The sequence below is a fragment of the Herbidospora daliensis genome (assembly GCF_001570585.1).
GTDB lineage: Bacteria > Actinomycetota > Actinomycetes > Streptosporangiales > Streptosporangiaceae > Herbidospora > Herbidospora daliensis.
This window is the reverse complement of the sequence record NZ_BBXF01000003.1, coordinates 90,409-110,725: the sequence shown is the minus strand read 5'-3', so window position 1 is coordinate 110,725 and position 20,317 is coordinate 90,409. Positions and strand designations below refer to the sequence as shown.

Annotated in this window: 17 protein-coding genes; 3 read left to right on the top strand and 14 right to left on the bottom strand. The window is 69.5% G+C overall.

Annotation, left to right across the window (positions count from 1 at the left end; genetic code table 11):
- Nucleotides 1–26: 26 nt before the first annotated feature.
- The 7 genes from AW274_RS39235 to pyrG form a co-directional block, all read right to left on the bottom strand.
- Entirely contained in the window at nt 27–2,027 is a 2,001-nt protein-coding gene (locus AW274_RS39235) for a pseudouridine synthase (protein ID WP_083974350.1), read from the bottom strand.
- Nucleotides 2,024–2,566: an SMC-Scp complex subunit ScpB gene (gene scpB / locus AW274_RS15905; protein ID WP_062330240.1), complete on the bottom strand. Its 543-nt coding sequence runs from the start codon at nt 2,564–2,566 to the stop codon at nt 2,024–2,026. Before scpB ends, AW274_RS39235 begins: the two co-directional genes overlap by 4 nt.
- The gene (locus tag AW274_RS15900; protein WP_062432288.1) at nt 2,559–3,383 is read right to left on the bottom strand and encodes a segregation and condensation protein A; all 825 of its coding nucleotides are present in this window, start codon (nt 3,381–3,383) and stop codon (nt 2,559–2,561) included. Before AW274_RS15900 ends, scpB begins: the two co-directional genes overlap by 8 nt.
- Nucleotides 3,384–3,419: 36 nt before the next feature.
- Entirely contained in the window at nt 3,420–4,310 is an 891-nt protein-coding gene (locus tag AW274_RS15895; RefSeq protein ID WP_062432285.1) for a ParA family protein, read from the bottom strand.
- 103 nt (nt 4,311–4,413) lie between these two features.
- Nucleotides 4,414–5,331, bottom strand: a complete 918-nt coding sequence (locus AW274_RS15890; RefSeq protein ID WP_062432282.1) for a site-specific tyrosine recombinase XerD — start codon at nt 5,329–5,331, stop codon at nt 4,414–4,416.
- A 15-nt stretch (nt 5,332–5,346) separates the two neighbouring features.
- Entirely contained in the window at nt 5,347–5,958 is a 612-nt protein-coding gene (locus AW274_RS15885; protein ID WP_062330233.1) for an NUDIX domain-containing protein, read from the bottom strand.
- Complete coding sequence (gene pyrG, locus AW274_RS15880; RefSeq protein WP_062432279.1) at nt 5,955–7,616, bottom strand: CTP synthase; 1,662 nt, start codon at nt 7,614–7,616, stop codon at nt 5,955–5,957. The genes AW274_RS15885 and pyrG overlap by 4 nt, the downstream gene beginning before the upstream one ends.
- Nucleotides 7,617–7,758: 142 nt before the next feature.
- On the opposite strand from pyrG, the gene AW274_RS15875 reads away from it, so the two are divergent.
- Complete coding sequence (locus AW274_RS15875) at nt 7,759–8,421, top strand: acyltransferase (RefSeq protein ID WP_369408639.1); 663 nt, start codon at nt 7,759–7,761, stop codon at nt 8,419–8,421.
- A 39-nt stretch (nt 8,422–8,460) separates the two neighbouring features.
- Nucleotides 8,461–9,072 carry a DUF4126 domain-containing protein gene (locus tag AW274_RS15870; RefSeq protein ID WP_062432273.1) on the top strand — a complete coding sequence of 204 codons (612 nt, stop codon included), beginning with the start codon at nt 8,461–8,463 and terminating at the stop codon, nt 9,070–9,072.
- On the opposite strand, the gene AW274_RS15865 is transcribed toward AW274_RS15870, so the two are convergent.
- Together AW274_RS15865 and uvrB are read right to left on the bottom strand one after the other, a co-directional pair.
- Nucleotides 9,023–9,811, bottom strand: a complete 789-nt coding sequence (locus AW274_RS15865) for a class I SAM-dependent methyltransferase (protein WP_062432270.1) — start codon at nt 9,809–9,811, stop codon at nt 9,023–9,025. The two genes, AW274_RS15870 and AW274_RS15865, sit on opposite strands and share 50 nt — an antisense overlap.
- 586 nt (nt 9,812–10,397) lie before the next feature.
- On the bottom strand, nt 10,398–12,509 hold the full coding sequence (gene uvrB / locus AW274_RS15860; protein ID WP_062432267.1) for an excinuclease ABC subunit UvrB: 2,112 nt from the start codon (nt 12,507–12,509) through the stop codon (nt 10,398–10,400).
- 166 nt (nt 12,510–12,675) lie between these two features.
- Between uvrB and AW274_RS15855 the strand changes: the two genes are divergently transcribed.
- Nucleotides 12,676–13,449 carry a sporulation protein gene (locus tag AW274_RS15855; RefSeq protein ID WP_062432264.1) on the top strand — a complete coding sequence of 258 codons (774 nt, stop codon included), beginning with the start codon at nt 12,676–12,678 and terminating at the stop codon, nt 13,447–13,449.
- Between the two features lie 120 nt (nt 13,450–13,569).
- On the opposite strand, the gene coaE is transcribed toward AW274_RS15855, so the two are convergent.
- The 5 genes from coaE to polA all read right to left on the bottom strand — a co-directional run bounded on the left by coaE (nt 13,570) and on the right by polA (nt 20,310).
- Nucleotides 13,570–14,151: a dephospho-CoA kinase gene (gene coaE / locus AW274_RS15850; RefSeq protein WP_062434509.1), complete on the bottom strand. Its 582-nt coding sequence runs from the start codon at nt 14,149–14,151 to the stop codon at nt 13,570–13,572.
- Nucleotides 14,152–14,153: 2 nt separating this feature from the next.
- Nucleotides 14,154–14,651 carry a GNAT family N-acetyltransferase gene (locus tag AW274_RS15845; RefSeq protein WP_062432261.1) on the bottom strand — a complete coding sequence of 166 codons (498 nt, stop codon included), beginning with the start codon at nt 14,649–14,651 and terminating at the stop codon, nt 14,154–14,156.
- 100 nt (nt 14,652–14,751) lie between these two features.
- Nucleotides 14,752–16,218 (bottom strand): 30S ribosomal protein S1, encoded by a 1,467-nt coding sequence (gene rpsA / locus AW274_RS15840; RefSeq protein ID WP_062432258.1) that lies wholly within the window; start codon nt 16,216–16,218, stop codon nt 14,752–14,754.
- A 188-nt stretch (nt 16,219–16,406) separates the two neighbouring features.
- Complete coding sequence (locus tag AW274_RS15835) at nt 16,407–17,519, bottom strand: polysaccharide deacetylase family protein (RefSeq protein ID WP_062432255.1); 1,113 nt, start codon at nt 17,517–17,519, stop codon at nt 16,407–16,409.
- Between the two features lie 115 nt (nt 17,520–17,634).
- Nucleotides 17,635–20,310 carry a DNA polymerase I gene (gene polA, locus AW274_RS15830; protein WP_083974347.1) on the bottom strand — a complete coding sequence of 892 codons (2,676 nt, stop codon included), beginning with the start codon at nt 20,308–20,310 and terminating at the stop codon, nt 17,635–17,637.
- Nucleotides 20,311–20,317 lie beyond the last annotated feature (7 nt).

The following is a 20,317-nucleotide window of genomic DNA, read 5'->3' as shown; positions in this document are numbered from 1 at the left end:
GACTCCTATCTGATCGTCCGCAAAGGCTACAGCTTGACCGATGCGTAGAGCTCGCCGACTTCGTGCAGGCTGAGCGCCCGGATCGTACCCGGCTTGAGCCGGCCGAGCTTGACCGGCCCGAACTCGATGCGAGCCAGGTCGATCACGCGGTGCCCGGTCTCCTCCAGCAGGCGGCGCACGATGTGCTTGCGTCCCTCATGGAGCACGACCTCGACGAGCGCCTGCTGACCGTGCTCCTGCACGATCGTGAACGAGTCGACCTTGGCGAGCCCGTCCTCCAGCTCGACGCCCTTGCGCAGGGTCCGGTGCAGGTCCCGCGGGACCGGGCCGGGCACCTTCGCCCAGTACTTCTTCGGCACCCCGTAGCTCGGGTGCGTCAGCCGGTGGGCCAGCTCGCCGTCGTTGGTGAGCAGCAGCAGCCCCTCGGTCTCGGTGTCGAGCCGCCCCACGTGGAACAGCCGCGGAGCCAGTTCCTGGACGAAGTCCGCCAGGCACGGCCGTCCCTCCGGGTCCTCCATCGTGGAGACGACGCCGATGGGCTTGTTGAGGGCGTAGTAGACGAGGTCGGGCGCGGTGGGGATGCGCTTGCCGTCGACGTGGATGACCTGCTTGGCCGGGTCGACCCGCGCCCCGAACCGCCGGACCACCTGCCCGTCGACGGTGACGCGCCCCTCACCGATCATGTCCTCGCACGCGCGCCGCGAGGCGACGCCCGCCTGCGCGAGCACCTTCTGCAGCCGCTCGCCGCCGGGGATCTCGGTGGTGTCGCGCTCGTCCTGGTAACCGGGCTCCCAGAAGTCGGGGTCCCGCTTCGGCTGGGCCGACGTCTTGAAGGGCTGGGCCTTGGGCCGCGCCGGCTTCCCAACGGTCTGTACGTCGTCACGACGCCCGCCCCGATCGGCCCGCATGGGCCGCTCGACCTTGCCGAACCGCGCCCGGGAGCCCTTGGCGGCGGGGTTGCCCCGGTCGTCACGCGATTCGAACGACCGCTCGGGCCGGTCGTCACGGGAGGACCGCTGCGGCCGATCGCCGAAGGACCCGCCAGAACGCTGGGGCCGGTCGCCGTAAGATCCGCCAGACCGCTGCGGGCGGTCACCGTAAGAAGATCCACCAGACCGCTGGGGCCGGTCGCCGTAAGAACCGCCAGGCCGCTGCGGCCGGTCGCCGAAGGAGCGGGCAGGGCGGTCGTCGCCGTAGGAGCGCTGGGGCCGGTCACCGCCGGAGGGGCGGTCCGACCGGAAGCCGCCGGGACGGTCGTCACGGGCGGGCCGCTGCGGGCGGTCCCCGAAGGAACGCGCGGGACGGTCGTCGCCGTAAGACCGCTGGGGCCGGTCGCCGTAAGAACGCTGCGGGCGGTCGTCGCCATAGGAGCGCTGGGGCCGGTCGCCGAAGGAACGGCTGGGGCGGTCATCGCCGGAGGGCCGCTGCGGGCGGTCACCGAAAGACCCGCCGGACCGCTGAGGCCGGTCACCGTAGGAACTGCCGGACCGCTGAGGCCGGTCGCCGTAAGAACCGCCAGAACGCTGCGGGCGGTCACCGTAGGAACCGCCAGAACGCTGCGGGCGGTCACCGTAAGAAGATCCACCGGACCGCTGGGGCCGGTCACCGTAAGAACCGCCAGAACGCTGGGGGCGGTCGCCGTAAGAACCGCCGGGCCGCTGCGGGCGGTCGCCGTAGGAGCGGGCGGGGCGGTCGTCGCCGTAGGAGCGCTGGGGCCGGTCGCCGTAGGGGCGGTCGGAGCGGGGGTTGTCGTCGCGGGAGGAACGCTGGGGGCGGTCGTCGCGCGAGCCGTAGCCTCGGTCCTCGCGCGGGGCGCGGGAGGCCCGGTCGTCGCGGGATCCGTAACTCCTGTCGCCGCGCGGGGCGCGGTCGTCGCGGGAGCCGGAGCCGCCGCCCGACGAGCCGCCGCCGAAGCCGCCGCGTTTGGCGGGGCCGCCCGAGCCGGTGCCGCGGGAGCCTGATCGGCCCGCGCGGAAGGAGTTGCCTCGACCGCGTCCATCACCGGACGGGGTGCTGCGCTTGTTCACTTGGGTTGCTCCTCAAGGGTGTCAACGTCGTCGGGGAGGAAGGGCGCCAGTTCGGGGAGCTCCGACAGCTCCCGCAGGCCCAGCCTCTCCAGGAAGTAGCTGGTGGTCCGGTAGAGCACGGCCTGGCTCTCCGGGTCGGTCCCGGCCTCTTCGACGAGGCCGCGGGCGGCGAGCGTGCGCATGACGCCGTCGCTGTTGACGCCGCGGATCGCCGCCACGCGGGCCCGGCTGACGGGCTGCCGGTAGGCGACCACGGCGAGGGTCTCGAGCGCGGCCTGGGTCAGCCGCGCCTGCTGGCCGTCGCGCACGAACCGCTCCACCAGGGGGGCGCATTCGGCGCGGGTGTAGAGGCGCCATCCTCCGGCGACCTCTCTCAGGTCAAAACCCCTCCCGGCGGAGGTGTATTCCGCCGACAGGTCGCGCAGGGCGGCCGCGATCTCGGCGGTCGGCCGTTCGAGCACCTGCGCGAGGGTGATCTCCGCGACGGGTTCGTCGACGACGAGCAGGATGGCCTCGAGGCCCATCGTCAGCTCAGACATCGGTCTCCCCCTGTCGGGTCTCGTCGTAGTCGTCGCCGACGAGCACGGTGCCGTCGGCGGTTCCGGTCCAGGTCACGTAGAGGTCTCCCAGCGGCTCGGCCTGCTCGAAGGAGACCGCCGCCTCGCGGAACAGTTCGAGGACGGCGAGGAACCTCGCCACCACTTCGAAAGGGCCGGCGCAGTCGGAGGTCAGCGCCCGGAACGTCGCGGTGCCCGCCCGGCGCAACCGCTCGACCAGGATAGCGGCCTGTTCGCGTACCGAGGCGAGTGGTTGGTACATGTGGGTGATCGAAACGGTCGGCGGCAGCTTCGGCGTGAACGCCCGGCGGGCGATCTCGGCCAGCCGTTCGGGCCCGATCCCGAGCACCAGCTCGGGCAGCAGGTTCGCGAACGCGGGCTCCAGCGGCACCAGGCGCGGGAACCGCAGCGCCTCCTCGGCCATCCGGCCGGAGAAGATCTTCGCCACCTCCTTGTACGCCCGGTACTGCAGCAACCGCGCGAACAGCAGGTCACGGGCCTCCAGGAGGGCGAGGTCCTCCTCGTCCTCCACCTCGCCGGTCGGCAGCAGCCGGGCCGCCTTGAGGTCGAGCAGGGTGGCCGCGACCAGCAGGAAGTGGCTGGTCTGGTCGAGGTCCCATTCGGGCCCGCGCGAGCGGATGTAGGAGATGAACTCGTCGGTGACCTTGCTGAGCGAGACCTCGGTGATGTCGAGCTTGTGCTTGGCGATCAGCCCGAGAAGCAGGTCGAAGGGCCCCTCGAACACCTCAAGGTGGACGTGGAACCCTTCGGCTGGCGCGGTGGTCTCCGGCTCGGTCACCGAGCCATTGTCCCGCGTGTTCGCGACGGCCGCGCTCTACAGGCGCGCGGGCCAGCGGGCCAGCACCTCGCGGGCCAGCTCGCGGTAGGCGGTGGCGCCCATCGAACCCGGGTCGAACTGGGTGATCGGCTCACCGGCCAGGGTCGCGTCGGGGAAGCGCACGGTGCGGTTGATGACCGTGTGGAAGACCTTGTCGCCGAAACCCTGCATGATCGTGGCCAGCACCTCGCGGGCGTGGAGGGTGCGGGGGTCGTACATGGTGGCGAGGAGGCCGTCTATCTCGAGGTTCTTGTTGAGGCGCTCCTGGACCTTGGAGATCGACTCCATCAGCAGGGCCACGCCGCGCAGCGCGAAGAACTCGCACTCCAGGGGGATCATGACGCTGTGGGCGCAGGTCAGCGCGTTGACCGTCAGCAGGCCGAGTGAGGGCTGGCAGTCGATCAGGCAAATGTCGTAGTACGGGAGCAGGGGCTCCAGGCTGCGCTGGAGGGCGTATTCCCGGGCGACCTCGTTGACCAGCCGGATCTCCGCGCCGGACAGGAAGATGTTGCTGGGGAGCAGGTCCATGCCCTCGACGCTGGTGCCGAGCAGCACGTCTTCGGCGGTGACGTCGGGCTCCTCCATCAGGAGGTCGTAGATCGTCGTCTCGAGCGGGCGGGGGTCGATGCCCAGGCCCACCGACAGGGCGCCCTGCGGGTCGAAGTCGACCAGCAGCACCTTCTGCCCGACCTCGGCTAACGCGGCGCCGAGGTTGATGGTGGTGGTCGTCTTGCCGACGCCGCCCTTCTGGTTCACCATGGCGACGACCCGCGCCGGGCCGTGGTTCTCGGGCACCGGCGGCTCGGGGAAGACGGGGCGGGGGCGCCCGGTCGGACCCAGGGCACCCGGGTTCCCCGCGGTCCACGTCTCGTCTGTGGTCGCAGTCACCTGTTGATCCTCCCTGACGGTCCCGAATCGGACCGAATCTAGAGGGTAGTCACGTATGCGGCAAGGCGCCGCGCCCAAGCAAAGCCAGGGTAACGGAACTGAATCACCTGCGGGCACGGGGATGCGCGGCGGCGTACACCTCTCTGAGCTTGTCGACCGTCACGAGCGTGTAAACCTGGGTGGTGGTCACCGAGGCGTGGCCGAGCAGTTCCTGCACCACCCTGACGTCGGCGCCGCCGTCGAGCAGGTGGGTGGCGAACGAGTGGCGCAGCATGTGGGGCGACACCCCCGACAGGCCGGCCCGGTCGGCCGCCGACTGGAGGACCTCCCAGGCGCCCTGACGGGTCAGCCGGCCGCCCCGGGCGTTCAGGAACAGAGCCGGGGTCCCCCGGCCGTGAGAGGCGATCTGGGGACGCGCGCGCACGAGGTAGGCGTCGAGGGCCGAGCGGGCGTAGCGGCCCAGCGGGACGATCCTGGTGGTGCCGCCCTTGCCGCGCAGCACCACCTGGGAGGCCGCGGCGATGTCGTCGACGGCCAGGCCCACCGCTTCGGAGATGCGGGCGCCGGTTCCGTACAGGACCTCGAGCAGGGCCCGGTTCCGGAACGTCAGGGGGGACTCGTCGGGACCCGACGCGGCGATGAGGCGCTCCACGTCGTCGACGGTGATCGCCTTCGGCAGCCGCCGCAGCGTGCGCGGGGGCCGCACCTGGTTGGCCGGGTCGTGCCCCGAGACGCCCTCGCGCAGCGCGAACCGGTGGAGCCCCCTGACCGCCGAGACGGCCCTGGCCGCCGAACTGGCGACCAGGGCCGGATGATCGTCGTCGCCCTCCCGCAGCGCGGCCAGGAACGCCACCACGTCGGACTCGGCGACCTGGCCGATGGCGACCAGGCCGCGGGCGGTCAGATGGTCGACGTAACGACGCAGGTCACGGCGGTATGAGGCCAGCGTGTTCGCCGAAAGGCCCCGCTCCACCGCCAGGTGGGCGAGGTAGCTGGTGAGTACGGCTTCCGGCGAGCTCAGCGTAGGTCCCCTGGTTCAGGCCTCCGGCGCGCTCGCGGCCCGCAGGCCCTTGTAGTCGTCGGAGGATGCGGCGTACGCGGCGAGAATACCGGCGATGGCGGGGGAATTGTGGATCATTCCGGCCAGCGCCTTCTCTACCGCTTCGTCCAGAGGTACCCATTCCACCGGCATGTCGATCTCTTCGTGATGCCGGACGTAGGTGTTCTCTTCGTCAGGAATCCTTTCCAGATCCCTGGCCAGGAAGACGCGGATGCGCTCGTCGCTCATGCCCGGCGAGGTGTAGAGGTCGACCAGGGTGTGCCAGGTCCGGGCGCGGTATCCGGCCTCCTCGGCCAGCTCGCGCGCCGCGCAGTCGACCAGCGGCTCCCCCGGCACGTCGCGGATGCCCGCCGGCAGCTCCCACAGCAGCCGCTGGACGGGGTGGCGGTACTGCCGCAGCAGCAGCACCCGCCCGGCGTCGTCGACCGCGGCCACGGCCACCGAACCGGGGTGCTTCACGTAGTCGCGGTCGGCGGTCTCGCCGCCCGGCATGACGACCGTGTCGGTCACGGCCGAGATGATCCGGGCCGAGAACCGCTCGCGCGAGGCGGTGACCTCCCACCGCTCGCGCACGTCGGCCACGGTCACTTGGCCTTCACCGCCTTGGCGCCGCCCTCGGCGCGCGCGATCGAGGCCGCGATCAGCCCGCGGAACAGCGGGTGGGCGCGGGTCGGGCGCGAGCGGAACTCGGGGTGCGCCTGCGTGCCGATGAAGAACGGGTGCAGGTCGGAGGCCAGCTCGGCGTATTCGACCAGGCGGCCGTCGGGCGACAGGCCCGAGAAGACCACGCCGACCTTCTCCAGGCGCTCGCGGTAGGCGTTGTTGACCTCGTAGCGGTGGCGGTGGCGCTCGTCGGCCTTGGCCTTGCCGTAGAGCTGGCGGGCCAGCGAGCCCTCGCCGAGCTTGGCGGTGTACATGCCCAGGCGCATCGTGCCGCCCATGTCGCGCTCGCCGGCGACGACGTCCTCCTGGTCGGCCATCGTCGAGATGACCGGGTGCTTGACGTCGGGGTCGAACTCGGCGCTGTTGGCCTCCTCGATGCCGGCCAGGTTGCGGGCCGCCTCGATGACCATGCCCTGCATGCCCAGGCAGATGCCGAGCAGCGGGATCTTGTTCTCGCGGGCGTGCCGGATCGCGCCGATCTTGCCCTCGATGCCGCGCACGCCGAAGCCGCCGGGGATGAGCACCCCGTCGACGCCGTCGAGCTCGCGGGCCGCCCCCTCGGGGGTCTGGCAGTCGTCGCTGGTCACCCACCGGATGTTGACGCGGGCGTCGTTGGCGAAGCCGCCCGCGCGCAGGGCCTCGGTGACCGACAGGTAGGCGTCGGGCAGGTCGACGTACTTGCCGACCAGCGCGATGGTGGCCTCCTTCGACGGCTTGTGCACCCGCTTGAGGAGCTGGTCCCACTCGGTCCACTCGACGTCGCGGAACGGCAGGCCCAGGCGGCGCACGACGTAGGCGTCGAGGCCCTCGGCGTGCAGCACCTTGGGGATGTCGTAGATCGAGGGGGCGTCGACGGCCGAGACGACCGCGTCCTCGTCGACGTCGCACATCAGGCTGATCTTGCGCTTGAGCGAGGTCGTGATCGGCCGGTCTGATCGGCACACGATCGCGTCGGGCTGGATGCCGATGCTGCGCAGCGCGGCGACGGAGTGCTGGGTCGGCTTGGTCTTCAGCTCGCCGCTGGGCCCGATGTAGGGCAGCAGCGAGACGTGCAGGAAGAAGACGTTGTCGCGGCCCACCTCGTGGCGCACCTGGCGTACGGCCTCGAGGAAGGGCAGCGACTCGATGTCGCCGACGGTGCCGCCGACCTCGGTGATGACGACGTCGACGTCGGGGCCGGCCATGCCGCGGATGCGGTCTTTGATCTCGTTCGTGATGTGCGGGATCACCTGGACGGTGTCGCCCAGGTACTCCCCGCGCCGCTCCTTGGCGATCACGTTGGAGTAGACCTGTCCGGTCGTGACGTTCGCCGAACCGTGCAACTCGGTGTCGAGGAAACGTTCATAATGGCCGACGTCGAGGTCGGTCTCCGCTCCGTCGTCGGTGACGAAGACTTCACCGTGCTGGAACGGGTTCATCGTTCCGGGGTCGACGTTCAGGTAGGGGTCGAGTTTCTGCATCGTCACGCGAAGGCCACGGAGCTTGAGCAGCCGGCCGAGACTCGAGGCCGTGAGGCCCTTGCCGAGGCTGGAGGCGACGCCGCCGGTGACGAACAGATGTTTGGTGCTAACGGCGTTGCGCAAGGGGTCTCCCGTGGTCCGAAAAAGTGTCGGCCATGTCCACGGGCTTCGAGCCTATCAAATCCTGGTGTCCCCAGCTCACCCACGTGCGGGAACCCGCCATAGGCGGGGATTTCACAAGAAGGTAACTTGATCCGTTATGTCGATGCGGCAACGGTTGATGGGCCGTCTGATCCACCGGATGTGGGCGTACATCCGCGAGGCCGGGGCCCTCACCCCCCTCTCCCCGGCCGGCTACCGGTTCCGCAAACTGGGCGACGGCGTCTGCATCGCGTTCCCGGTCGGAGCCATCTTCGGCGAGCAGTGGATCGAGATCGGCGACCACACCCTGATCGGCGAACGGGTCTCCATCTCGGCCGGGATGGGCCCGGGCGTGGACCTCGGCCCCGACTCCCTCGTCCGCATCGGCGGCTCCTGCTCGATCGGCCGCGGCAGCCACATCGTCGGCCACCACTCGATCGACATCGGCGACCACGTCTTCACCGGCCCGTACGTCTACATCACCGACCAGAACCACGTCTACGACGACCCGGAGATCCCGGTCGGACGCCAGTGGCCGCGTAACAATCCGGTCAGCATCGGCGCGGGCTCCTGGCTCGGCACCGGGGCCATCGTGCTGCCCGGCACCACGATCGGCCGCCAGTGCGTCGTGGCCGGTGGGGCGGTGGTCAGGGGCGAGTTCCCGGACCACTGCGTGATCGCGGGGGTGCCCGCCAAGATCGTGCGGCAGTACTCCCCCGAGGAGGGCTGGGTCGCGCCGGAGGTCCGGTTGATGCGGATCGCGGGAAGTTCCGGGGATATTTCGTAATAGTGGGTCGTTGTCCCCTCGAAGGGAGGACGATCTGCTGTGTTCGCGACACTGACCGGCCTGGGGCTCTCCACGGCGGCCGGCCTGAACGCCTACATCCCGCTCATGGTCGTCGGCGTGCTCGCCAACGTGACCGACGCGGTACGGCTGCCGTCCGAGTACGCCTGGTTGTCGAACGGCTGGGTGCTCGGCATCATCGGCGTGCTGTTACTGGCCGAGTTCGTCCTGGACAAGGTCCCGGTCGTCGACCACGTGAACGACATGATCCAGACCGCGGTCCGCCCCGCGGCCGGCGGCGTGGTCTTCAGCGCGACCTCGGCGGCCTCCCAGCTCGACAACTCGACCTGGATGGCCGAGCACCCGGCGGTCGGCTGGATCCTGGGCATCGTGACGGCGCTGATCGTCCACCTCGTGAAGTCGGGCACCCGCCCGGTGGTGAACGCCACCACAGCGGGCGTCGGAGCGCCCGTCGTGAGCACCGTGGAGGACGCCGGCTCGTTGTCGCTCAGCCTCGTGGCGGTGTTCCTGCCCGTGCTGGTGCTGGTCTTCCTGGCGGCGATGATCGCAATCGGCTGGGCAGCCCTGCGCAAAGCCTCCCGTTTCAGGCGGAACCGGGCCCTGGCGAAGGCGTCGCGGGCCGCTCGAGAGTGAGCAGCGTGTCGGAGAACTCCGGCGCCGGCGCCCCGGGATCGGCCGCCACGGCCCTCTCGAGCCGCTCAAAGCCCTCCTCCAGCTCCTGAGGGCCCAACTGGGCGAAGAAGGACAAGGTACGCAGCCGCAGCCTCTGGAGCACCTCCTCACGGGTGCCGGACGACGGCTGGACGACGGTCCCGAAGCTCGCCACCCGCCACCCGGCCGACGTGAAGATCTCGATGACCTCGTGGAGCGGCTGGAACAGGGCGGCGTCGATCTCGAAGCCCCGGTCGAAGTGCTCCAGCCACCACGGGCGGGGATGGTGATCGCTGAAGTTCGCCCGAAGTAACAACCGCCCGCCCGGCCGGAGCACCCGCGCCAGCTCCCGCGCCGCCCGCCGCTTCTCCTGGACGTGGTGCCAGGACAGGAACATGAGCGCGTAGTCGGCACTGCCGGACTCCACCGGCAGGTCTTCGGCGGAACCCGCCAGATAACGCACATCGGGATGCCGCGACAACTCCTGCGCGACCTCCCGCATCCGCACCGACGGATCGACCCCGATGACCGGCCCGAACTCCTCGGCCAACGCGGGCGTGAACCGCCCGGTGCCCGAGCCGACGTCGAGCCCGTCCAACGGCCGCCGCTGCGGCAACACCGCCGAGAAGGCATCGAGCCACACCCGCCGCTGCCGCCCGGTCAGCGCCCGGCCCCGCGCGTAGTCGCGATACTGCTCCCGGTCGTAGTCGACCCGCCTCATCCCAACTCCCACATCAGACGTGCCAAGCGCACCTGGGACCGAGTGCGCGCGACCGAACGATGACGGCCACGTCATGCCCGACCCGCCTCACCCGAGCTCCCGCACCAGATGCGCCAGACCCCCGCCGCGCAGCCGCCAAGGACCGGGTGCGCGCGGCCGAACGATCACGGCCATGTGATGCCCGACCCGCCTCACTCCAGCTCCCGCATCACATGCGCCCGGCGCGTCGGACCCCCGCCACCCAGCCGCCAAGGACTGTGTGCGCACGACCGAACAATGACCACCATGCCATGCCCGATCCGCCTCACCCCAGCCCTCGCACCAAATGCGCCAGGCGGCTGAATCCCCGCCGCGCAGCCGACGGGGGCCGGGTGCGCACGACCGAACGATCACGGCCATGCCATGCCCGATCCGCCTTACCCCAGCTCCCAAATCAAATTTCGCAGGGGCGCTAAACCCCGGCCACCCAGCCGGCAGGAACAGGGTGCGCACGACCGAACTATGACGGCCATGCCATCGGGCACGGTTGCTTTAGTTCGGCCGCGTGGCGCTCACCCCGTCTGACTAACGCCCGCCCGCGCTCAGATCACCCGACCCCCGCCGTCTTCATGTCGCGGACCTCGCGCTTGAGTTCCTTGATCTCGTCGCGCAACCGCGCTGCGACCTCGAACTGCAGGTCGGCCGCTGCCGCGTGCATCTGTTCGGTCAGCGACTCGACCAGGGATTCGAGCTGCGCACGGGGCATGTCGCCCACGATCGCCTTGGCGTGCTGACCCGCTTGACGGGACTTCAGGCCCGGCACCGGCGCCTTGCCACGCGACTGCTGGCGGCCGCCGCCGCCCAGGAGTTCGGCGGTGTCGGCGTCTTCGCGGTTGAGCGAGTCGAGGATGTCGGCGATCTTCTTGCGGAGCGGCTGGGGGTCGATGCCGGCCGCCTCGTTGTAGGCGATCTGCTTGGCCCGGCGCCGGTTGGTCTCGTCGATCGCCCGTTCCATGCTGGGGGTGATCTTGTCGGCGTACATGTGGACCTGGCCCGAGACGTTTCTGGCCGCGCGGCCGATCGTCTGGATCAGGGACGTCTCCGACCGGAGGAAGCCCTCCTTGTCGGCGTCGAGGATGGCCACCAGCGAGACCTCGGGCAGGTCGAGGCCCTCGCGGAGCAGGTTGATGCCGACCAGGACGTCGAACTCACCCACCCGCAGCTCGCGCAGCAGCTCGATGCGCCGCAGCGTGTCGACCTCGCTGTGCAGGTAGCGGACCCGGATGCCGTTCTCGAGCAGGTAGTCGGTCAGGTCTTCGGACATCTTCTTGGTCAGCGTGGTGACCAGGACCCGCTCGTCGCGCTCGGCGCGGGCGCGGATCTCCTCCATCAGGTCGTCGATCTGGCCCTTCGTCGGCTTGATCACGACCTCGGGGTCGACCAGGCCCGTCGGGCGGATGACCAGCTCGACGAACTCGCCCTTCGACCGGCCCATCTCGTAGGGGCCCGGCGTGGCCGACAGGTAGACCGTCTGGCCGATGCGGTCGAGGAACTCCTCCCACTTCAGCGGGCGGTTGTCCATCGCCGACGGCAGGCGGAACCCGTGGTCGACCAGGGTGCGCTTGCGGGAGGCGTCGCCCTCGTACATCGCGCCGATCTGCGGGACGGTCTGGTGGGACTCGTCCAAGACCAGCAGGAAGTCTTCGGGGAAGTAGTCGAGCAGGGTGTAGGGCGCCGTGCCGGCCTCACGGCCGTCGATGTGGCGGGAGTAGTTCTCGATGCCGGAGCACGAGCCGATCTGGCGCATCATCTCGATGTCGTAGGTCGTGCGCATGCGCAGCCGCTGGGCCTCCAGCAGCTTGTTCTGGCCCTCCAGCTCGGCCAGCCGCCCCGACAACTCGGCCTCGATGCCGTTGATCGCGCGCTCCATGCGCTCGGGACCGGCCACGTAGTGGGAGGCCGGGAAGATGTAGAGCTCGTCGTCTTCGGTGATCACCTCGCCCGTCAGCGGGTGGAGCGTGGCGAGCTTCTCGACCTCGTCGCCGAACATCTCGATGCGGACGGCGAGCTCCTCGTACTGAGGAATGATCTCGATCGTGTCGCCGCGGACCCGGAACGTGCCCCGGGTGAAGGCCAGGTCGTTGCGGGCGTACTGCATGTCGACCAGGCGGCGGAGCAGGCGGTCGCGCTCGATCTCCTGGCCGACCTTCAGGCGCAGCATGCGGTCGACGTATTCCTGCGGGGTGCCCAGGCCGTAGATGCACGACACCGACGCCACCACGATCGTGTCGCGGCGGGTCAGCAGCGAGTTGGTCGCCGAGTGGCGCAGCCGCTCGACCTCCTCGTTGATCGAGGAGTCCTTCTCGATGTAGGTGTCGCTCTGCGGAACGTACGCCTCGGGCTGGTAGTAGTCGTAGTAGCTGACGAAGTATTCGACCGCGTTGTTGGGCAGCATCTCGCGCAGCTCGTTGGCGAACTGGGCCGCGAGCGTCTTGTTGGGCTGCATCACCAGGGCGGGCCGCTGGAGCCTCTCGACCAGCCAGGCCACGGTCGCGGTCTTACCGGTTCCGGTCGCGCCGAGGACGACGGTGTCCTTGTCACCCGCGCTCACCCGGCGCTCAAGGTCGGCGATGGCCGACGGCTGGTCACCGGACGGCGACATCTCTGTGACGACCTGGAAGGGCGCCACCTTGCGCTGCAAATCTGTTACCGGCCTCACGCCTCCATAACCTACGCTCCCCCACCGACAATTCCGGGGTCACCCGTTTGCAAGCGGGCGGCAAGTCAGCCTCGTTAGGTTACGTTCGCACCAGGTTGGGGAACCCGGCGGCACGAACCGGCCGTTAGAGCGATCAACCGTCACAATTCAGTAGGAGCCTCCTGAAATGGTCTTCCGCAAGCTCATGGCCGCCTTCGGGGCCGGCGTAGAGGTCGACACCGTCCTCGCAACCTCGACCGTCCGTCCCGGCGAGACCCTCTCCGGCCAGGTCAACTTCGTGGGCGGCGGCAGCGACTACAACGTCGAGGGCATCTTCATCGACTTCACGGCCGTCGTCGAGGTCGAGAGCGGTGACAACGAGTACAACGCCAACTACAGCTTCCTGCGCCAGCAGGTGGCCGGCCCGTTCCACCTGACCGCCGGCGCCCGCCACTCCGCGCCCTTCCAGATCCCGGTCCCGTGGGAGACCCCGATCAGCGCCATCGGCGGCCACCCGCTGCGCGGCATGAAGCTCGGCGTGAAGACCGAGCTCGCCCTCGCCGGCGCCCTCGACAAGGGTGACCTCGACCCGCTGTTCGTCACCCCGCTCCCCATCCAGGAGCACCTGATCATGGCGCTCGACCGCCAGGGCTTCCGGTTCAGCAAGGCCGACCTCGAGCGCGGCACCCTCCAGGGCTCCCGCATGCCGTTCTTCCAGGAGATCGAGTACTACGCCGGCCCCCAGTGGAGCCGCCACTTCAACGCCCTGGAGCTGACCTTCATCACCAACCCCCACTCGATGGACGTCATCCTGGAGGCCGACAAGCGCGGCGGCTTCATGAGCTCCAGCCATGACACCTACAACCGCTTCACGGTCCCCCTCAACGGCGACCTCGGCGCGGCCGAGCAGGCCCTCAACAACGGCCTCCACCAGATGGCCCAGCGCCGCGGCTGGTTCTGACCTCTGCTTCTCCGGTACGGCTTCCGCGGGGGCGGAGGCCGTTTTCCGTTCCTGGGCCCACGATGGGCGCAACGAAAGCGGAATCCCACACGATCGTGCTGTACATGGGCTGGTAGCCGTTCAGCCCGGTGACAACCGGGCCCAGACCTCGTCGATCTGGCGGTCGAGCTCCGTGAGGCCGCCGTTGTTGTCGATCACGAAATCGGCGACCGCCAGTCGTTCCTCCCGGGTCGCCTGGGCCGCGATCCGGGCCCGGGCGTCGGCCTCGGACATGCCGCGGTTCTCCGCCAGCCGCCTGATCCGGACCTCGTCGGCCGTGTCGACGACGATCACCTGGTCGAAGGTGGGGGCCAGCTTGTTCTCCGCGAGCAGCGGCACGTCGTAGACCACCACTCCCCCGGCCGGCACGTCGTCGAGCAGCTCCTGGACCCGCGCGCCCACCTTCGGGTGGACGATGCCGTTCAGGATAGCCAGCTTCCCGGAATCGGAGAAGACGATCGACCCGAGCTTCTCCCGGTCGAGGGAGCCGTCGGCCCGCAGCACGCCCTCGCCGAAGGCCGCCACGACCTCGGCCAGGCCCTCGGTGCCCGGCTCGACCACCTCGCGGGCGATCTTGTCGGCGTCGATGACGACCGCGCCGCGTTCGCCCAGGCGCCGGCTGACCTCGCTCTTGCCCGACCCGATGCCGCCGGTGAGCCCGATCTTCACGGCTGGACGACCCGTCGCATGTGCACCATCGTCAGGTGGTCCTGCACGCGTTCGCGGCGCGTCTCGGCGTACCCGAGGCGCTTGTAGAGGCGCAGGTTGGCGTCGGACAGGTGGCCGGTGAACAGGTCGAAGGCGCGCACGTCGGGGTGCTCGGCGAGCACCCGCTCGTGGAGGGCCTCCAGGAGGGCGGTGCCGATGCCGCCGCCCTGGCGGTCGGGGGCCACGACGAGGCGGCCGACGACGCAGGCGCGGCCGGCGGTGGTGCCGGGGGTCACGTCGGCGACCAGGCCGCGCACGGCGCCGACCACCCGGCCGCCGTCGACGGCCTTGAGCAGGACGGCGCTCTCGACGGCCTTGCGGAGCTGCTCCAGCGACTCGACCAGCGGGGCGATGAAGGGGTCGCCGTAGAGCTGGGCCTCGCTGACGTAGGCGGCGCGCTGGAGGGTGAGGATCTCCCCGGCGTCGAGGGGCTCGGCGCGCTCGATGATGACCATCGCGCCACCTTACCCGGCCCGGCGCCTTTACAAAGTAGATCAAAATTAGCGCAACAGAAAGCCCCGCCCACCGGAGTGGACGGGGCTCTCGTCGAGCTACTTAGCTCTGGCCACCCGCGAGCTTCTCGCGGAGAGCGGCCAGCGCCTCGTCGGAGGCCAGGGCGCCACCGGTCGACTGGCTGGTCGTCTGGGTCTCGCCGCTGTAGGACGACGGCGCGGCCTCGCTGGCCTCGGCGTCTTCAGCGCGGGCCTGCTCGACCTGCTTCTTGTGCGCCTCGAAGCGCGACTGGGCCTCGGCGTACTGCCGCTCCCACTCCTCGCGCTGCTTGTCGAAGCCCTCGAGCCACTCGCCGGTCTCGGCGTCGAAGCCCTCGGGGTAGATGTAGTTGCCCTGGTCGTCGTAGGTCGCGGCCATGCCGTAGAGGGTCGGGTCGAATTCGACGTCGACGCCGGCGCCCTCGTTGGCCTGCTTGAGCGACAGGCTGATCCGACGACGGTCGAGGTCGATGTCGATGATCTTCACGAAGATCTCGTCGCCGACCTGGACGACCTGCTCCGGGATCTCCACGTGGCGCTCGGCCAGCTCGGAGATGTGGACCAGGCCCTCGATGCCCTCCTCGACCCGGACGAACGCACCGAACGGCACCAGCTTGGTGACCCGGCCGGGAACGACCTGGCCGATCTGGTGGGTGCGGGCGAACTGCTGCCACGGGTCTTCCTGGGTCGCCTTGAGCGACAGGGAGACGCGCTCGCGCTCCATGTCGACGTCGAGGACCTCGACCGTGACCTCCTGGCCGACCTCGACGACCTCGGAGGGGTGGTCGATGTGCTTCCAGGAAAGCTCGGAGACGTGGACCAGACCGTCGACGCCGCCAAGGTCGACGAAGGCGCCGAAGTTGACGATCGAGGACACGACGCCCTTGCGGACCTGGCCCTTCTGGAGGGTGTTGAGGAAGGTCTGGCGGACCTCGGACTGGGTCTGCTCCAGCCAGGCACGGCGCGACAGAACCACGTTGTTGCGGTTCTTGTCGAGCTCTATGATCTTGGCCTCGAGTTCACGGCCGACGTAGGGCTGCAGGTCGCGCACGCGGCGCATCTCGACCAGGGACGCCGGGAGGAAGCCACGCAGGCCGATGTCGAGGATGAGACCACCCTTGACAACTTCGATGACCGTGCCGGTGACGATGCCGTCCTCGTCCTTGATCTTCTCGATCGTGCCCCAGGCGCGCTCGTACTGGGCGCGCTTCTTGGACAGGATCAGACGGCCTTCCTTGTCCTCCTTCTGGAGAACCAGGGCCTCGACGTGCTCGCCGACCTCGACGACCTCAGCGGGGTCGACGTCGTGCTTGATCGAAAGCTCACGCGAGGGGATGACACCCTCGGTCTTGTAGCCGATGTCGAGCAAGACCTCGTCTCGATCGACCTTGACGACGGTGCCTTCGACGATGTCGCCATCGTTGAAGTACTTGATGGTCTCGTCGATCGCGGCGAGGAAGGCCTCCTCGGAACCGATGTCGTTGACCGCTACCTGCGGGGTGTTCGAGGTGGCCTCAGTGCTGCTCGTCATGTGTGGAATTGCTCCGAACCGGACAGATGTCGTTGTGTCGAGGCGCAGCAGGCCTGCTTCGTTCAAGCCGGGGATCAGGATTGAGCGAGCGCGAGCCCGCTCCCTTCGAGGCGCGCGCGAGCCCACAGCGCAGCGATCAGCATATGAGACCTGGCGAGCGGGGTCAATCCGGAGGCCCGGGACGCAGCTTAATAGTAGATAACCTTTTTGCCACGCTTTGACGCAACATTGGCGCGAAGTTGGCGGGGCAGCGAAAGGGTGTCCGGGTCTCCGTCGGCCGTGTAGCGCTGCTCGGGGTGGTCGTCGAGCCACTTGAGCCAGTAGGTCGAGCACCATTTGCGGCAGTCGCCGGCCAGCCCGTTCGACTGGATGCGCTGGATCTGCCGGGCGTCGTAGCCCTTGGCGAAGGGGGATTTGGACGGCTCGGCCCCGGCCAGGAACACGCCCTCGTACCTGTACTTGTCGCCGTCCCACGACCCGCCCCGGCCCAGCGAGCCCTTTCTCGGGCGCGAGCCGAACGGTAGGGCGAACGTGGAGAAATCTTCCACTCCCAGTTGCCTGAGCAGCCGCTCGCCGCGCACGATCTGCTCGCTGACCTTCTTGTTCGACAGGCTGCGCAGGTCTTTGTGGGCGTAGGTGTGGTTGGCGACCTCGAAGCCGTGGTCCATCAGCCACCGCACGCCCGCCTTCTGGGCGTCCCTGCCCTTGAGGCCGAAGGGCTCGCGGTTGACGTAGAAGGTGGCGACGGGGCGGAACGAGGGGTACTTCTCGGCCACCGCGAGGATGATCTGGACGGCGGTGTCCTTCATCGGCACGCCGTCGTCGCCGAGGGCGAAGTGGCTGGGGTTGCCGTCGTCGAAGGTGAGCACGACCGGATGGGCCCCGGCGGCGACGTCCATGCGGCCCTCGACGAACTCGGCCGCCGTGACGGGCACGTAGCCGGCCCGCGCGAGGCGTTCGAGCTCGACGCGTAACTGCTTGGGGGTGCGGTCGATGGACGCGCTGCGGTCCCACCGGATGCGGTGGTACATGAGCACCGGCACCAGCCCGACCTCGTTGGCCTTCGCCTCCCGGGCCGACTCCTCGGTCGCCTCGACGGGGGCGGGTAAGGCGAAGCCGGGTAACACGGGCTGGGGCGGGGCCTGCTGACTCTGCTCGGGCTTCTTCTGGGCCTCGGTGTGGGGCACCCCGCCGCGGGGCGGGGAGGCCGGCCCGCGCATGAGCGAGAGCGCGATCAGCCCGAGCGTGACCACCACGACGTTGGCCACACCGGTCAGGGAGACAACCTTCCGCACAATCATCTGACCCTAGTCGTGATCACGTTCCAGAAGGAGGCGAAAACCCGACAAAGACCGTCTCGGACCGGGCGCGGTGGTCGGGGCCGGCCGGGCGGAGGCGTAACGGAAGGAGAAGTTCTCAGTGGCCCGCGTCCTCCCAGTTGGGGCCGACGCCCACCGAGACGTCGAGGGGCACGGTCAGGTCGTAGGCGGCGGCCATCTCCTTGACGACCACCTGGCGGAGGTCGTCGAGTTCGCCGGGGTGGACCTCGAAGACGAGTTCGTCGTGGACCTGGAGGAGCATGCGGGAGCGCATGCCGGCGATCGCCCGCTGGACGTTGAGCATGGCGACCTTGATGATGTCGGCCGCGCTGCCCTGGATGGGGGCGTTGAGGGCCATGCGCTCGGCCATCTCGCGGCGCTGGCGGTTGTCGCTGGTCAGGTCGGGCAGGTAGCGGCGGCGGCCCATGATGGTGGAGGTGTAGCCGTCGGTGCGGGCCTGGGCGACGATGGCGTTGAGGAAGTCGCGGATGCCGCCGAACTCCTCGAAGTACTCCTCTTTCAGCGCGCGGGCCTCGGCCACCGGGATGTTGAGCTGGCCCGAGAGGCCGAAGTCGCTCAGGCCGTAGGCCAGGCCGTAGTTCATCGCCTTGATCTTGGCGCGCATCTCGCCCGTGACCGACTCGGGCGTGGTGTCGAAGACCTTGGCGGCGGTGGCGGCGTGGAAGTCGTGGCCCGAGCCGAAGGCCTCGATGAGCGAGCGGTCGCCGCTCAGGTGGGCCATGATGCGCAGCTCGATCTGGCTGTAGTCGGCCGTCAGCAGGGTCTCGTAGCCGGGGCCGACCACGAAGCCCTTGCGGATGCGGCGGCCCTCGGCGGTGCGGATCGGGATGTTCTGCAGGTTCGGCTTCTCCGACGACAGGCGGCCGGTCGCGGCGATGATCTGGTTGAACGTGGTGTGGATGCGGCCGTCGTCGGCGACCTCCTTGATCAGGCCCTCGACCGTGGTGCGCAGCTTCTGCTGGTCGCGGTGGCGGAGCATGATCGTGGGCAGCTCGTGCTCGGTCTGGGTGGCGAGCCAGGCGAGCTGGTCGGCGTCGGTGCTGTAGCCGGTCTTGATCTTCTTGGTCTTCGGCAGGTTGAGCCGCTCGAAGAAGATCTCCTGGAGCTGCTTGGGCGAGCCGAGGTTGAACTGCTCCCCCACGGCCGCGTGGGCGGCGTCGACGGCCATCTTCACGGCAGCGGCGAACTCGGCCTCCAGCGCGGCGAGGTATTCGGCGTCGGCGGCGATGCCGGCCCGTTCGACCTCGGCCAGCACCCGGACCAGCGGCAGCTCGACCTCGGTCACCAGGCGGGCGCCGCCGCGCTGCGACAGGTGGCCTTCGAGCGCCTCGGCCAGGTCGAGCACGGCCACGGCCCTCATCGCCAGGTCGCGGGCCACGGTGTCGTCGGCGTCGTCGAACAGGCTGGTCTGGCCGCCGGCGTCGGCGGTGTTCTCCAGAGTGCGGTGGAGGTAGCGCAGCACCAGGTCGTCGAGCGGGAAGGAGCGCTGGCCGGGCATCGCCAGGTAGGCGGCCAGGGCGGTGTCGCAGGTGAGGCCGCGCAGGTCGAGGCCCTGGGCCCACAGGCCGAGCAGCGGGCCCTTGCTGTCGTGGACGGCCTTCTCGATCGTCTCGTCGGCCAGCCAGGCGGCCAGGTCGGCCTCGTCGTCGGCGGTCAGCCGGGTGAGGTCGAGGTAGGCGGCCGAGCCGCCGGCCGCCGCGAAGGCCATGGCGTCGATGCGGCCGGTGCCGCTGCCCCACGACCCGGCGAAGGCCAGGCCGGTGCGGCCCGAAGGCAGGGCGCCGAGCCAGGCGGCCACGCCGCCGGGCTCCAGGGTGACGATGTCGGCCTCGAAGCCGCCCTGGACCTCGGGCTCGGCGGTGCCGAGCACCTTGAACAGGCGCTCGCGCAGCTCGCCCCGGATCTGGAGGCTGTCGAGCAGCTTGTTGATCTCCTCGCGGTCCCACTGGCCCATGGTCAGGCCGGCCGGCTCGACGTCGATCGCGACGTCGCGGCGCAGCTCGGTGAGCATGCGGTTGTGGATGACCTGGCCGAGGTGCTCGCGCAGCTTGTCGCCGACCTTGCCCTTGACCTCGTCGGCCCGGCGCACCAGTTCGTCGAGCGAGCCGAACTCGCTGATCCACTTGGTCGCGGTCTTCTCCCCCACGCTGGGGATCGACGGCAGGTTGTCGCTGGGGTCGCCGCGCAGCGCGGCGAAGTCGGGATACTGGTTCGGCGTCAGGCCGTACTTCTCGACGACGGCCTCGGGGGTGAAGCGGGTCATGTCGCTGATGCCCCGGCGGGTCATCAGGACGGTGACCTTCGGGTCGACGAGCTGGAGCGCGTCGCGGTCGCCGGTGACGATCAGCACGTCCATGCCCTCGGCGGAGGCGCGGGTGGCCAGGGTGGCGATCAGGTCGTCGGCCTCGAAGCCCGCCAGCGACAGGTGGGGCACCTTGAGGGTGTCGAGGAGCTCGTGGATCAGCAGCATCTGGCCGCGGAAGTCTTCGGGCGTCTCCGACCGGTTGGCCTTGTAGTCGGCGTAGGCCTCGTGCCGGAAGGTCGGCTCGCTGCGGTCGAAGCAGACCACCAGGTGGCTGGGGGCCTCGTCGCGCATGATGTTGGTCAGCATCGACAGGAAGCCGTAGACCGCCTCGGTGTGCTGGCCGTCGGTCGTCATGAGGTTGGCGTCCTTCAGCGCGTAGAACGCCCGGTAGGCCAGCGAATGGCCGTCCAGCAGCAGCAAGCGGGGGGTCTCTTCGGTCTTCGGCACGCTCAGA